The organism is Pedobacter sp. ASV12 (genome assembly GCF_016429155.1).
In the GTDB taxonomy this organism is placed as follows: Bacteria; Bacteroidota; Bacteroidia; order Sphingobacteriales; family Sphingobacteriaceae; genus Pedobacter.
Genome location: NZ_JAELUC010000055.1, coordinates 1 through 15,286 on the forward strand (window position 1 = coordinate 1; position 15,286 = coordinate 15,286).

General features: G+C 46.1%; 11 protein-coding genes. 6 read left to right on the plus strand and 5 right to left on the minus strand.

Translation table 11 applies throughout. The features are described from left to right. Positions 1 to 988, plus strand: a 988-nt coding sequence (locus tag JHD69_RS13200) for a peptide-N-glycosidase F-related protein (RefSeq protein ID WP_199140812.1), incomplete at its 5' end; no start/stop codon positions are given. An 8-nt stretch (positions 989 to 996) separates the two neighbouring features. On the opposite strand, the gene bioD is transcribed toward JHD69_RS13200, so the two are convergent. The 5 genes from bioD to JHD69_RS13225 are packed head-to-tail and all read right to left on the minus strand — an operon-like array spanning position 997 to position 6,610. Further along, complete coding sequence (bioD, locus tag JHD69_RS13205; RefSeq protein WP_199140813.1) at positions 997 to 1,608, minus strand: dethiobiotin synthase; 612 nt, start codon at positions 1,606 to 1,608, stop codon at positions 997 to 999. Between the two features lies 1 nt (position 1,609). Then, positions 1,610 to 2,734, minus strand: coding sequence for an aminotransferase class I/II-fold pyridoxal phosphate-dependent enzyme (locus JHD69_RS13210; protein WP_199140814.1), 1,125 nt, complete (start codon positions 2,732 to 2,734; stop codon positions 1,610 to 1,612). 31 nt (positions 2,735 to 2,765) lie between these two features. After that, complete coding sequence (locus JHD69_RS13215; protein WP_199140815.1) at positions 2,766 to 3,500, minus strand: MIP/aquaporin family protein; 735 nt, start codon at positions 3,498 to 3,500, stop codon at positions 2,766 to 2,768. A 12-nt stretch (positions 3,501 to 3,512) separates the two neighbouring features. Further along, entirely contained in the window at positions 3,513 to 5,009 is a 1,497-nt protein-coding gene (glpK, locus tag JHD69_RS13220; RefSeq protein WP_199140816.1) for a glycerol kinase GlpK, read from the minus strand. Positions 5,010 to 5,047: 38 nt separating this feature from the next. Next, positions 5,048 to 6,610 (minus strand): glycerol-3-phosphate dehydrogenase/oxidase, encoded by a 1,563-nt coding sequence (locus tag JHD69_RS13225; RefSeq protein ID WP_199140831.1) that lies wholly within the window; start codon positions 6,608 to 6,610, stop codon positions 5,048 to 5,050. A 167-nt stretch (positions 6,611 to 6,777) separates the two neighbouring features. Between JHD69_RS13225 and JHD69_RS13230 the strand changes: the two genes are divergently transcribed. The 5 genes from JHD69_RS13230 to JHD69_RS13250 all read left to right on the plus strand — a co-directional run bounded on the left by JHD69_RS13230 (position 6,778) and on the right by JHD69_RS13250 (position 15,255). Further along, a complete protein-coding gene (locus JHD69_RS13230; protein WP_199140817.1) occupies positions 6,778 to 7,347 on the plus strand; it encodes an RNA polymerase sigma factor in 570 nt (189 codons plus the stop codon). A gap of 102 nt (positions 7,348 to 7,449) precedes the next feature. Then, a complete protein-coding gene (locus JHD69_RS13235; protein ID WP_199140818.1) occupies positions 7,450 to 8,454 on the plus strand; it encodes a FecR family protein in 1,005 nt (334 codons plus the stop codon). 188 nt (positions 8,455 to 8,642) lie between these two features. After that, the gene (locus tag JHD69_RS13240) at positions 8,643 to 12,071 is read left to right on the plus strand and encodes a SusC/RagA family TonB-linked outer membrane protein (protein ID WP_199140819.1); all 3,429 of its coding nucleotides are present in this window, start codon (positions 8,643 to 8,645) and stop codon (positions 12,069 to 12,071) included. Positions 12,072 to 12,083: 12 nt separating this feature from the next. Beyond that, the gene (locus JHD69_RS13245) at positions 12,084 to 13,655 is read left to right on the plus strand and encodes a SusD/RagB family nutrient-binding outer membrane lipoprotein (protein ID WP_199140820.1); all 1,572 of its coding nucleotides are present in this window, start codon (positions 12,084 to 12,086) and stop codon (positions 13,653 to 13,655) included. Between the two features lie 25 nt (positions 13,656 to 13,680). After that, a complete protein-coding gene (locus tag JHD69_RS13250) occupies positions 13,681 to 15,255 on the plus strand; it encodes a DUF5689 domain-containing protein (RefSeq protein ID WP_233165901.1) in 1,575 nt (524 codons plus the stop codon). The last annotated feature ends 31 nt before the right edge of the window (positions 15,256 to 15,286 follow it).

Consider the following 15,286-nt stretch of genomic DNA (forward strand, 5'->3'; position numbering starts at 1 on the left):
CCCCCCCCCCCCCCCCCCCCCCCCCCCCCCCCCCCCCCCCCCCCCCCCCCCCCTTTTAGATGTGTATAAGAGACAGTCCTACACCAGAAAGCTCAACGACAAGGAGATAGCCTTGTTGATAAATGGAGAGGTTAAAATGCAGGTAGACCTGAAAGCCGCCTGCGACAATTACGACCGTATTGCCAATGTAGCCTTGCTATTGATCGAAAAAGGCAAGAACTATCCGGCTGTAGCCAAACGTATAGAAATTGGTCGCTACATTACGCCGTTTATGGACATGAACAAACAACCTAATGTTAGGCCTTATTTATGGGATGCCTCTGCTATTGGCAAGATAGTGGGCAATAAGTCTCTTGCAAACCAATACGATTTTTATATCCAGATGAATGTTTTCGGCGTGCCTTATGCAGCGCAGAAGCAGGTGAAGGGATGCGAAGGCAGAAATGATGTGTTTATAGGCAATCTTTATTTTGATGTTAAGGCTGGGCAGAAAAGATCAAATACAGCGTATCAGCTGATCCCGATTGCCTACAGCGATTCGCTTAATAATTACAAAGCCACGGATAGCTTAGGCAAAACCACCCGGACCTATACTTTTAAAACCGAGAAAAACCTCAAAGACGTAGAGTTTTTTATCATTTCTTCCAATCACGGCGCCAATAAAAATGGAGAAGAATACAACAGGAGAGTACATTACATTTATGTAGATAATGTGTTGCAACTGAAGTATATCCCTGGCGAAAACACCTGCGAGCCTTACAGGCAATACAATACACAATCGAATGGGATTTATGGTAAAACACCTAAAACCGATGAGCAGTGGCAGAAATTTTCTAACTGGTGCCCTGGCGCTGTTATTCCTTTGCGCAAAATCAAGCTCGATAAGTTGCCGAAAGGCGAACACCGTTTGCAGCTTGTAGTTCCTGATGCAAAGTTCGAGAACAAGGAAGGCTATATCCCTTTTTCGGCCTACGCGCTGGGCAGGTAAGAAACCTGTTATAGGGTTAAGCCTTCGCCAGCCTTTGCAATGGTCGTTTTGTCGGGATTCTGTAGCAAGGGAATATGCCCCAGGCAAGGAAGCTGGCTATAGGTTAAAATGTAGGTTTCGCTTTCTGGGTTAGTCACGCCATTAAATACAAGGCCTTTTACCGGAATTTGGTACTGCTTTAAGAGGTTGATGCTGAGCAAGGTATGATTAATGCTGCCCAGATAGTTTTGCGATACCAAAATCACTTCCAGCTCAAGGTGTTTAATCAGGTCTACAATCAGGTGCTTGTCGTTTAACGGTACCATTAAGCCACCGGCGCCTTCTACAATTAATGTATTTTCGGTAGCAGGAAGTACGATTTTGTCGAGCTCGAGGGCAATACCATCCAACTTTGCCGACAAATGTGGCGAAAGGGGCTGGGTAAGCCGATAGGTTTCGGGATGGATAACGGTTTGGTGGTTGCTGATCAGGTTTTGAATGGCCAGACTGTCGCTTTGCTCCAAATCGCCCGACTGGATGGGTTTCCAGTAATCGGCTTGTAGTTTCTCGGTAATTACTGCGCTGGTAATGGTTTTTCCAATTCCGGTTCCAATTCCGGTTATAAAATATTTATTCGACATTTTAAATCAGTTCTTTAAGCTGCTGAACCAAAGCGGTAATTTCAGCTTCCGTATTATAGGTATGTAAACAAATCCTGAGCCTTTCTTGGCCTGCGGGTACCGTTGGACTTAAGATAGGCCTCACATCAAATCCTTTTTCCTGCAGTTGCAAAGCTGCATTTCTAGCTTCGCTATTGTTATTGAAAAGGAGGGTTTGAATGGCACTTGTACTTTGAATATTTTTTATGTTTAACTTGTTGATTAATAGGTTATATGAATCTATTTTTTGATGTATTTGTTCAGTATATTTTTCCTTCGTCAGCCACTCGTAGGCACAGCGTATGGCGATGATATTGTGCAAAGGCATAGCGGTGGTATAAATGAAAGAGCGGGCAAAATTAATAAGGTAATTGCGCAACACTGCCGATCCTAAAATGATAGCGCCGTGCGTGCCAATGGCCTTGCCAAAAGTAACAATCCGGGCAAAAACAGCATTTTGCAGGCCTAGCTGCATCACCAATCCTTCTCCGCTTGGCCCGAATATGCCGGTAGCATGCGCTTCGTCGACAATCAAGTTGGCTCCATATTTTTGGCAGAGCTCGCTCATGTCTTTTAGTGGTGCTGCATCGCCATCCATCGAATAGATGCTTTCTACCACGACATAGATGTTTCCTGTAGCCTGTTTTAGCTTTTGTTCGAGTTCGTTGATGTTGTTGTGCCCAAACTTAAAACGGTTGGCCAAGCTCAGTCTCGATCCATCGATTAAGCTGGCATGAATAAGTTCGTCGGTTATAATGGTATCGCCACGCTGTGGAATAGCAGATAGCAAGCCTATATTGGCATCGTAACCCGAATTGAAAATCAATCCGGCCTCGGCCTGATGGAAACTGGCGATCCAGCTTTCTGTTGCTTCGGTGTAGGCATAATTGCCACTTAACAGGCGTGAACCTCCAGAACCGTTTAGGCCTGGCGCAATGCGTTTGGTTTCTGCATTGATGTATTGATGCAAGGCTGCCGAGTGCGCAAAACCCAAATAATCGTTAGAAGAAAAGTCTACCAGCGAATTTTCGTGCTTTAGCGAACGCCATAGCCCCTTTTCGCTTCGTTCTTTTAACCGTTGTTCCAAAAATGAATGGGCTTTGCTCATTGGTTTCAAAAATAAGCAATGTGCCGTATTTCTATGCTTTTAATGCCAAATAAAGTAAGGCTGCCAGGGTAGAACCGATAGCCGGACCTATAATCGGTACCCAAGCGTAGCTCCAATCGCTGCTGCCTTTGCCTTTCATGGGGATGAGGCTATGAATAAGGCGCGGACCTAAATCGCGGGCCGGGTTAATGGCATAACCAGTTGTGCCTCCCAAAGATAAACCGATTACCCAAACCAGAAAAGCAACCGGAATAGCGCCCATAGATCCCATACCGATGGTGGTGAGTTCAGGCTTGCCAAAGCTTGGATCGGTAAAATAAAAAATCACAAAAATCAACACGAAAGTTCCGATTACCTCAGAAAGAAGGTTCGACATGTTGTTTCTGATGGCTGGTGCCGTGGCAAAGGGAGCGGCCTTTAAGCCTGGATCGTCGGTAGCATCGAAATGGTCTTTGTACATCAGCCACACCAAAAACGAACCCAGCATGGCTCCTGCAATTTGCGACAATACATAATACGGAACCAAATTCCAGGCGAATTTGTGAGCAATGGCCGCGCCCAAGGTTACGATGGGGTTGAGGTGTGCGCCGCTGTATGGCGCGGCAACTACCACGGCTACAAAAACGGCCAACGCCCAGGCGGTGGTAATAACGATCCAGCCACTGTTGTTGCCCTTGGTGCCTTTAAGGACCACATTGGCCACTACGCCGTTTCCCAAAAGGATCATGATGGCGGTTCCTATAAATTCTGCAAGATATGGTGACATTTGTTTATGTTTTTAGTCATTTTCGATAGCGTTAATTTTGGCCGCTTTGATGGCGCGGTTCCAGCCTTTGATTTTTGCGGTGTTGTCAAGCCCTTCGGTAGCGGTAAAGGTCTGGTCTATCTGCCACTGCGATTTGATTTGTGCTACACTTTCCCAAAATCCGGTGGCCAAGCCAGCCAGGTAGGCAGCCCCAATGGCCGTTACTTCGGTAATTTTGGGCCTAATGACCTTGCAGTCCAGTACATCAGCCTGAAACTGCATTAGCAGATTGTTGGCCGTAGCGCCACCGTCAACCCTTAATTCGGCAATGCCGACACCCGCATCGCTTTCCATGGCCTTGAGCACATCCATGGTTTGATAGGCGATGCTTTCTAAAGCCGCCCTGGCTATATGCGATTTATTGGTACCCCTGGTTAGTCCGGTTATGGTGCCGCGTGCATGTTGATCCCAATGAGGAGCTCCCAAACCCGCAAAGGCAGGCACGATGTATACGCCCTGCGTATCTTTTACCTTGGCGGCCAGTTTTTCTACATCCGCCGATTTGGAAATGAAGCCCAGCTCATCCCTTAACCATTGTACAACAGCGCCAGCAATAAAAATACTGCCTTCTAAGGCATAATAAACTTCGCCATTCAGTTTCCAGGCAATAGTGGTTAACAAATTATTGGTCGATATTTTTGGTGTTTTTCCGATGTTCATCAGCATAAAGCATCCGGTACCGTAGGTGTTCTTGACCATGCCTGGCTCAATGCACATCTGTCCGAACAAAGCGGCTTGCTGGTCGCCGGCTATGCCCGCAATCGGTATTTTGGCTGCCAGTATTTGTCCGGCGGTTTCGCCATATATTTCGCTTGATGACTTTACTTCGGGCAGCATGGAGCTTGGAATGCCAAAAAGCTCAAGCAACTCCTCGTCCCATGTTAAGGTGTGGATGTTGTAAAGCAACGTACGAGAGGCATTACTTACATCGGTTACGTGGGTTGCTCCGTTGGTTAGCTTCCATATTAACCAAGTATCTATGGTGCCAAAGGCCAATTCTCCCTTGGCTGCTTTTGCTGTTGCCCCTGGTACGTTTTGTAAAATCCATCGGGCTTTGGTAGCCGAAAAGTAGGAGTCGATAATCAGTCCGGTTTTATCTTGTAAGGATTTGGCCAAGCCTTTGCTTTTGATTTCGTCGCAATAGGCCGAAGTGCGCCTGTCTTGCCAAACAATGGCATTGTATATCGGCTGGCCGGTTGCCCGGTCCCAAACCACGGTGGTTTCCCTCTGGTTGGTGATGCCGATGGCATCGATGTCTTTGGCCGTTAATCCGGCTTTGACGATGGCTTCGGCCGCAACGGCCAATTGGGTAGACCATATCTCGAGCGGATCGTGTTCAACCCATCCGGCTTCGGGATAAATCTGCTTGAATTCTTTTTGCGCAATAGATACGATTTCGCCACTGCGGTTAAATACAATGGCTCTCGAACTCGTTGTTCCTTGGTCGAGCGCTAACACATAGTTGCCCATAAGTATATATTTGGTTAAGGTTTTAGTTAGTCAAGTATTTATTGCCCTTGATAAACATAGCCATTAGCTAATTTATTAAATTTTTCGATTTGGTCTGCTTCCCATTTTTTGTCGAGGCCTAATTCTGCAGCCATCAGTCCAGCTACTAGCGTACTCATTTCAATAGCGGCCTTGGCATCGATAAATAGCACCCTCAATCTTCTGCTCAGCACATCTTCTACCGTCAATACCATTTCGCTCCGTACCGCCCAGATTACTTCTGCTGCCATATAGGGGAAACTTGGATGCAAAAGTGCCAACAGCGCTGGTCTTTGCAGGCACAAATCTTCGATATGCTTGCGGTCTGTGCCGTAGGTATTGAGGTAATCGTTACCTGTGGCCTGGCTATTGCCGTGTATGGGCAAATGCTGGGTAGCGCAGGGGCGAGGGGCAAGGCCCATTTCGCCGATGGCCAGGTTTACGGTGTCTTCGGCCATTTTGCGGTAAGTAGTCCATTTGCCACCAGTAATAGTGAGCAAGCCTTTGGCAGAAACTACTAATTTATGGTCGCGACTAATTTCTTTGGTGCTATTTTTCCCTGCTTTAGCTGGGGCAGCCAGGGGTCTAAGGCCAGAAAATACGCTCAGGATATCGCTGGTGGTAGGCTCGTTCTCAAAATAGGCACTCGCATTGTTCAAAATAAAATCTATTTCCTGTTGCAAGGCCCTAGGTTCGAGGCTATGTTCTTCAATGGGGGTGTCGGTGGTGCCAATCAATAGATGTTCATGCCAAGGTACGGCAAAAAGTACCCTTTTGTCGCTGGTTTTGGGTATCATTAAAGCATAGCTGCTGTTTAAGAACTCCCTTTTAAGCACCAGGTGCACGCCTTGGCTCGGACGTACCATTTGAGCCGCATTTGGGTTGTTGAGTTTTAAAATGTCATCGACAAAGATACCGGTAGCATTGATTACGCATTTTGCGCCGAAATTATAGCGACCATCAGACAGCGCATCTTTTACTTCAACGCCACAAACGGTATCGCCATTTTTGAGGAGCCGGGTAACCTGCATATAATTGATGAGCATGGCACCTTGTTCTTGTGCAGTTTGCATGAGGTTAATGGCCAGACGGGCATCGTCGAATTTGCCATCGAAATAACTGATGCCGCCCTTCAGTCCTTTGCTTTTAATGCCGGGCATTAATGCGCTTATTTCTTTTTGGGGTCTGTAGCGCGATTTGCCAAAGCTCAGTTTGCCGGCCAGCCAATCGTATAGCGTAAGGCCAATGCCATATTTAAGTATCGACCACCAGGAATAACAGGGAATGATGAATTCTTCTTTATGGACCAGGTGCGCTGCATTTTTGGCCAATAAGCCACGTTCTCTTAAGGCATGTTTTACCAATCCGATATCGCCTTGCGCCAAATACCTTACGCCGCCATGTACTAGTTTGGTGCTTCTGCTCGACGTGCCTTTGGCAAAATCGGCCTGTTCAACCAATAAGGTTCGGAGGCCCCGATTGGCTGCATCAACGGCAATGCCCAATCCGGTTGCCCCACCACCAATAATGATGATGTCCCAATCAATTTGGGTGGCAAAAAGGTAATGGTCTGGTTTGCGCATCAGGATAAATGTAATCAATAAATACAACAACCAATAAGGCTTTTGCTAATGTTAACATTGGCCATCCCATAATTAAGCTTTGAATTAAAGGCTTTTGCTGTTCTTGTTTTTAAGTTAAATATAAATTAACAAATGGATAACAATAGCTTTATAGCTTAGCCCATGAAATGGAACTTAATTACAGGGTGCTAAATGATGAAGATCTGATCGGTTTAATTAAGCTCAATGACGGCTTGGCGCTAGAGTGCTTGTTCAACCGATATTACCAGTCGCTTTGCAGGTTCATTGCCATCCATTTAAAAGATTACAGCAGGGCCGAAGAGCTTATTGCCGATCTTTTTATCAAGTTGTGGGACAACCGTTCTACGCAAGAAATCAGATCGGTGAAAGCCTATTTGTTTATCGCAGCTAAAAATATGGCCATTAATCATGCCCAAAGGCCTAAAAACAAAATCGACTATTGCGAAGATTACGAGTCCGCTGTCGAGTTGCCACATACCGGACCTAACCCGTTCGATATCATTTCGAGCAAAGAAGCTTATCATGAAATGATGCAGCTGATCTGGCTTTTGCCCGAACGCCAACGAGAAGTGCTGCTGATGAGCCGGCTAGAAGATTTAGACAAAAATAACATTGCTGCTATTCTCGGCATTTCGGTACGTACGGTCGAAACCACTTTGTACCAGGCTATCAAAACCCTGCAACACATGGTAAAGACCTCGCCAAATCAACTTTAATGCAGTTTCTTGCCGGTTAACTTTTTCTTAATATAAACTTAACTTTTTTAACTACGTATTGAACTTCCAGATTCCTGTCTTAGCTATAGAACACGGATTTTAATGGAAGAATACTACTATCAGTTAATAGCACATTATTTTAACAAATCGATCAATAGCGAAGAACTGCAGCAACTCAAGTATTGGGTTGAGCGCAATGAGTCTAACCAGCGTAAATTCCGCGAGGTACTGAGGATTCTTGAAGCTGCAGAAAGGTATGGACAGCAACCTACCAGCCAGGCCAAGAGCTGGGCGCTTGTTGCCAATCACGTCTCGCAAAGCTTGGCAAACGAGGAGCCAAAGCCTAAAATAAAAAAGCTAGGCGGGTGGCATCGCTATGCTATGGCGGCCATGGTAGTGATGGTTTGTGGTATCGGATTGCTGCTGTTTAAATCAGACCGGGCCAAGACAGGGCAACAGACCATTGTAAAGGTTATCAGCAATCCAAACGGCGAGCAACGTTCAATTACCATGCCCGATGGCTCGATAGTTTACCTCAATGCCGGTAGCCGCATGAGCTACAACGCCCATTTTAGTACCGATAAAAGAGAAGTAAAATTAGAGGGCGAAGCCTTTTTTGATGTGGTGCACGAAGCAAGAAGGCCATTCGTTGTCAGAACCGGCAAAGTATCGACTACCGTGTTGGGTACCTCGTTCAACATCAAGGCATTTCCGGCCAAAGCCGTAGAGGTTACCGTAGAAACCGGAAAGGTTGGCGTAGTGCTGCAAAGGGCAAATAAAAAAGATATAATCAATTTCCTGTTGCCTAACGAACAGCTGCTGATTGATGCCACTACCGAAAAAATAGTGAAACAAAGCATCAATGCCACGGATGTAAGTGGCTGGAAACAATATAAGCTGGTTTTTTACAACATGTCAATGCAGGATATTGCAGCCTCGATAGAGCGGGCTTACGATGTAAAGATCAGCTTCAAACAGCCTCGAACAGCCCAACTGAAACTAACGGCAAAATTCGACAAATGTGGCATCAAGCAGGTTATGGAGGTGCTTTCGAAACTTGCAGGCACCCATTACGATATTAAACAAAACAACATCACTATTTATTAAAGCACGAAAAAACTATGGCATAAAAAATTGACGATTACACAAAAAAACCAGAGTTCGCTGATAACGGCTCTGGCTTCCTAAAACACGCTGACAACGCATTTATAAGTAAAAAATTGAATAAATATATGAAAATTAATTTCCGGTGGGCAAGAAATGCCCATCAACGTGCAATAAAGACATTAATTTGCATGATATTGCTCTTGGTGCAGCTGCTGCCTGCCCAAGTGTATGCACAAACCGATAAGAAAATCAGGTTCAGTGCAAACGACATCACGATTAAACAGGCATTTGAGCAACTCGAAAAACTGAGCGGCATGAGCATCAGCTATAACAACAGCCAGTTTAACGACCAGCTAAAGGTGCAGATTGCCCAAAAGGAACGTACGGTTGCCGAAGCCTTAAACCTGATTTTGAAAGATCTTCCGGTTACTTTTAAGGTAGCGGGCGATAAAAATATCCTGATTGTGAAGAGGGCAACCACTACAGGTAAATTAGCGGGCAGGGTAACCGACGATAGTGGCAGTCCCATCCCGGCAGCGGTTATCCATATTGTTGAAGTCAACAGGACTATCCAAAGTGCCAACGATGGTACTTTTAGCCTCAACCTCGAACCTAATGTTTATACGGTTGAAGTAAGGTATATCTCGTTCGAAAGCGCAAGACACCAGCAGGTTAAAGTTGTGGCTAACCAAACGGTTACGCTCAATGTGGTACTTAAAGCATCAAGTACGGCTTTGGATGAAGTAGTGGTGACGGCACTGGGTATCAAACGCGAGGAACGCTCATTGGGTTATGCCGTTACCAAAATAGACAGCACCCAGCTAACCGATGCCATCTCCAGCAACTGGACCGACGCTTTGTCGGGTAAGGTAGCGGGACTGAATTTGGTACGTAACAGCGGTCCTGCCGGATCGAACAAGATCATTTTAAGGGGCGAAAACAATTTGACAGGCGATAATGAAGCGCTCATTGTTATTGATGGGGTAGTGGCCAGCAGCAGCTCTAGGCGTACGGCAGCTTCGTCTGGTGGTGTTTACGGTACTTCTGGAGACATTATGCCTCCCGATTTTGGAAGTGCCCTTAACGATTTGAATCCCGATGATATCGAAAGCGTAACCATATTGAAAGGACCGGGAGCAGCGGCTTTGTACGGTCAGCGTGGTGCCAATGGTGCAGTAATTATCACAACCAAATCGGCCAACGCCAAAAGAAAGAAAATCGGAATTACCTTTACTTCCAATACTTCGTGGGAACAGGTAAACCGTGGGCCTGATGTGCAGACCGAATTTGGTCAAGGTCAATATGGCGTGCCTTATTTCTCTTATGGTGCTACCGAAGATGGCGCCAGTACAAATGCAACCAGTGCTACCTGGGGTGCGCCTTTTACCCCAGGCGCCTATTATTATCAATACGATCCGGCTACGAAAACGCGCGGAACGACCAGAACGCCGTGGGTTGCCTATCAAAATCCGATTGATGCCTTTTTTAGAACAGGTTACGAAACTTCCAACTCGATAAGCATTGATGGTACCGTTAAAAAAGTAGGGCTTCGTTTTTCGGCAAGCCATGGCAATAACGAATGGATTGTGCCTAACACAGGCTTGGAGCGTACTTCAGTGTCTTTATCGGCCAATTCGAAAATCACCAAAAACTTTAACCTGTCGGTAAAGGCAGCCTACAACAACAGGCATAGCGACAATTTGCCGGCTACGGGTTATGGCAACCAATCGTTGATGTATTGGTTCATGTTTGCCCAGCCCAACGTCAATGTTGACTGGTACAGAGATTATTGGGTGCCGGGGAAAGAACTCCTGCAGTTTGTAAACATTACCACTACCAATCCGGAAAGCCCTTATGCCATATCGGAGCAATACATCAATGCCCAACGACGTAACGGCTTAACCGGAAACGTACAGGCCACTTATAACTTTACCAAAGCATTGAGCTTAATGGTAAGGGCTACCTTGGATATGATTAAGGATGTACGCGAAACCAAGCGTCCGTATGATGCGGCCGGCAACAAATTTGCGCAAGGCTCATACAGGGAGCAAAATATCAACTCGTACGAGGCCAGCGCCGATTTTATGCTCAAATACCAGAAACAGGTTAGCCGTTCGGTTAATTTTTCGGTGAGTGTAGGTGGTAGCCAATTGAGAAACGAATACAAAAAAGCCGAACTTCGGGCCGACGGATTGGTTGTGCCTGGCGTTTACAGATTGGATAATAATGCCAATCCTTTGATTTCTGTTCCAGATACGGCAAGATACAGGATCAACAGTTTTTATGGAACCATGTCGGTAAGCTATAAAAACTACCTATATCTAGACTTAACCGGTCGTAAAGATTGGAGCAGCGTATTGGCCACACCAACCCGTACCGATAACGTTGGGTTTTTCTATCCTTCGGCCAGCTTGTCTTTTGTGCCATCAGATTTATGGAAGATGCCAAAAGCCATCAATTTTGCCAAAGTAAGGGCATCGGTTTCTATTGTAGGCAGTGGGGGTACAACCCCGTATCGAACGGCCTACAATTATGCTTTGGCCGCCAACGGCATTTATCCGGATAGCGCCATGACCAATCCAAGCATATTGCCAAACCCAAATCTAAAACCGCTTAAAACAACTACGATTGAGGTTGGCGCCGAGTTGAGGTTGTTTAACAACAGGCTTAACCTGGATTTTGCCGCCTACATGGGCAATACCAAAAACCAGATCTTGAGTCGCCAGGTAGACCGCGCTACCGGTTACAGCATTGCCATTTTTAATGCCGGCAGGGTTGATAACAAAGGTATCGAGCTTTCGGCAAACGGCACCGTGTTGCAACGCAGAAACTTCAAGTGGACATTGAATGGTACGTTCTCTGCCAACCGCAACAAAATCAAGGAGCTGGCCGACAGTTCGGTTATCCTGCGTTCGGGTGCCTTGGGCGGTGCCCAGGTTGTGGCTAACGTAGGTGGCAGCATGGGCGATTTGTACGGCAGGGGCTTTATGCGTTCGCCCGATGGCCAGATTATTTATGATGCTGTTACCGGCAATGCCAAAATCAATACGACTGATCTTATGTATCTCGGAAACACTATCCCCAAATTCAGATTCAGTTTTGGTACAGGCATTAGCTATGGTTCGTTTAGCACCAATGTCCTGTTTGATGCGCAACTAGGGGCAGTGGGCCACTCGCTTACCTTTTCGAGGATGGCCGCTTTGGGTAAACTCAAGGTCACCTTGCCAGGTCGCTACAATGGTGTTATCGGACCCGGCGTGGTTCAAAATGCAGATGGTACCTTCCGTAAGAACGATGTGATTGCTACCAACTTCGAAAATTACTATACCTCGCTTTACGGATCAGACCAAGCGGAAGGAAGTGTTTTCAGAACAGACTACCTGAAGTTTAGAGAGGCCAACATCACCTACGCATTAAGCAAAAGATTGGTAAGTAGTTTGGGGCTGAATAAAGTGACCATCGGCGTATATGGCCGTAACCTGTTCATCTGGTCGCCATGGCCTGCATTCGATCCGGAGTTCGGAACCCTGGCCGGATCAGATATTACACAAGGTTTCGAAACGGGTCAGTTGCCTTCTACCCGCACTTTTGGGGCACGTTTAGTAGTTGGTCTTTAATGGAAAAAAGAAATGAAAAGAATTAAAAATAAAATCAGTTATAGCTTGTTGTTGGCATTTGGCATCAGCCTTTCGTCATGCGATAAAAATTTTGAAGCCATCAATACCGATCCGATCGGCAAGGGCACTACAACGGCAAACCAGTTGTTGGCACCCGCATTGGTCAATGTTTTGTACGCCAATATGTCGCGTAACCGTTCGTTTAACAACGAATTGATGCAGGTTACCGTAGCGCTCAGCGATGCAGAAGCTCAGGTTTTTAGGTACGACTACAGACGTTCGTGGTCTGATTATACCTGGAATGTTTGGTACCCCGAGTTAACCAACCTGAAAGACATTTATACCATAGCCAGCCAGCCTGCTACTTTGAACAAGTCTTATCAGGGCATTTCGCTGATTACCCAGGCTTGGGTTTACCAGCTGCTTACCGATACTTATGGCGATGTACCTTATTTTGATGCCAACAAAGGCAAGGAAGGAGTTTATGAACCGGCATTCGATAAGCAGAAGGATATTTATCTCGACTTGTTCAAAAAACTGGAAGAAGCCAATACGCTGCTAGAAGCCGGTAATGCTATTATTCCAACTGGCGATCCGGTATACAAAGGTGATGTAAATAAATGGAGAAGGTTAGGGAATTCCCTGTACCTGAGGTTGCTGTTGCGCGTTTCGGGCAAATCGGAAGTTTCGGCACAGGCGATTGCAAAAATCAAGGAAATGATCGATACCAACCCAGCCAAATATCCAATTATGGAAAACAATGACCATACCGCCAAAATTTTGTGGAATGGCACCAACAGCAGTACAGCGGTGTATTCGTCGCCGTACATGATTGGGGTGAGGGCTGTCGATTTTAGGGGTACGGCCATAACGAGCTTTTTTATCGACAAGTTGGCGGCCTGGAATGATCCGCGATTGAATGGAGCCTTGGGCAAGGGTGGTACAAATCGTTGGGGTATAGCCCAAAGTGCAACAGGAGGCTATGTGGGCGTGCCGAGTGGCTATGCGCCCGGAACGGGTATGCCTAAACAGGCTTATTTTTATTCGGATGCACAAAATGCAGGCATTACTTTGCAAACAGACCCTTACACGGGTATCATCATGAACTGTGCAGAGGTTGATTTTATTTTGGCCGAAGCCGCCGTAAGGGGCTGGATCAATGGCAACGCCGAATCCTATTACAACAAAGGTATCGTTGATGGCATCAATTATTGGCTGCCTAACTACATGTCAAAAGCAACAGATCAGGTCTTTTTAGATTACATCAGGACAGCTGATATTGAATGGTTGGATTATTTGCCGTTGGATAATACCGATATCAATGGCAACAGCAAGCTGGAAATGATCCACCGCCAAAAATATTACGCCATGTTCCTGGTCGATTTCCAGCAATGGTACGAATATCGCCGTACAGGCCATCCCATTTTGCCAAAAGGAACCGGACTGGCCAACGGAGGGGTAATGCCTGCCAGGATGAGCTATCCGCTCATCAGCCAATCGGCCAATCCAACCAGCTATAAAAATGCCGTTGCTGCACAAGGGCCCGACGAAATCAGTACCCGTGTTTGGTGGCAAAAGCCTTAATTTTTGAATAATAGACAAGATTTTTATGAAAAAGATATTGATAAATTGTTTCCTCCTCACGGCTTGTGTTGCCATTTGGATGGGTTGCAAAAGAGATAGCGATTATATTATAAGTACGCCGAGCGACTTCATCTCCAATTTCGATTTGCGCAAGTTATACCGCGGTGCCGATGTGACCTTAACCAAAGAGAACATGCGGGCGGCCACCTCTTTAAAAGGCCAGGTCATTTCAGATCACTCGGGCAATAACTTGCCGGCCGGACTTTTGGTGGTGCAAAACCTAAGGGCAACCGGCAATGGCATCGATTCGCTGCGCGGTATCGCCATCAACATCGGTGCCGATGCTGCCAAATATGTTCCCGGCGATTCGGTACATGTTAAAATAGAGGGCGGTGTTTTGAAAAGAGTAGATGGCATACTGGAAGTTACCGGCATTTCTGGTGCCAATGTAACCAAAATCTCCTCTGGCCGAAAACTGATCATCAACAGGGGGTTCATTAACCTTATTAATAGTCAGCCAGATAAATACGAAAGCACCTTTTTGAATATCTGGAAAGGAACCTATAATCCGAGCTTGGCCCCATCAGCAGTATTTGCGGGTAGCAAGACATTGAATGATGGTACGGGAGATATTATACTTTTTACCCAGAACAATGCGGTTTTTGCAAATACTACTCCGCCGTATTCTGCCGATTACAGAGGTATTGTTTTAAACGGCATACAAGATGGCAAGTTGCAGCCAAGGTTTTATATCCGTACGCTTGCTGATGCCTTCGTGTTAAGTTCAACACCCGATGTTCCAGAATTCATCATCACAGGTTTCATTAACGACCCTCAAGGCAGCGATACCAATGCCGAATATATTCAGTGCAGGGCCACTAAGGATATCAATTTTGCGGATACCAAATTCACCATCGTCACCAACAACAATGCAGGTGCCACACTTCCGGTTGGCTATCCTGCAGAAGGTTGGGCGACTGGAAGTGGTAAAACCTATAAGCTAGAGCTGACCGCTGGCACGGTATCAAAAGGCGAGTTTTTTTACGTAGGTGCTTCTAACAAATTAATTAATGGTGCTGGGTCAACTTCTATTGCTGCTTCAAAATGGATCAGGTCGGCAGCTTACAATACCAATAGTCCGTTTTTCAATTCTTCGAATACCACCAGGGGAAGCTCGACCACCAATTTATTGGCCAATAGTGGCAATGCTTTTGGTATAGCTGTTTTCCGTGGTATTGCTGTTGATAAGACTACTGTACCGATTGATGTGGTTTTTGTTCACAATGGTGGCAGCCTGTACGACTCGGCAAATCAAGTGGGCTACCGCATCGGCAATACCGATGTTTACGATGTGGTTGACCATAATACCAATAAGGCGCAGCCTTTTTTCCTTTCGGGATCAAACACACAAAAATTTACCTATCAACCTAATGCGGGCGCTGCTGATGGCTCTGGTCAGGGTTACTGGTTTGCCTTGGGTGGCGTTTTCGATACTACTCTGGGCAAATGGGTAAAAGCCAGGTCGCATATCCATATCAAGCTGAGCAGTAGTTCTGCCATCAGCGAGATTGAGACCACCAATGCAACGGAGTTAAAATAAAAACCTAAATGGCATCCCGGTATACATCCGG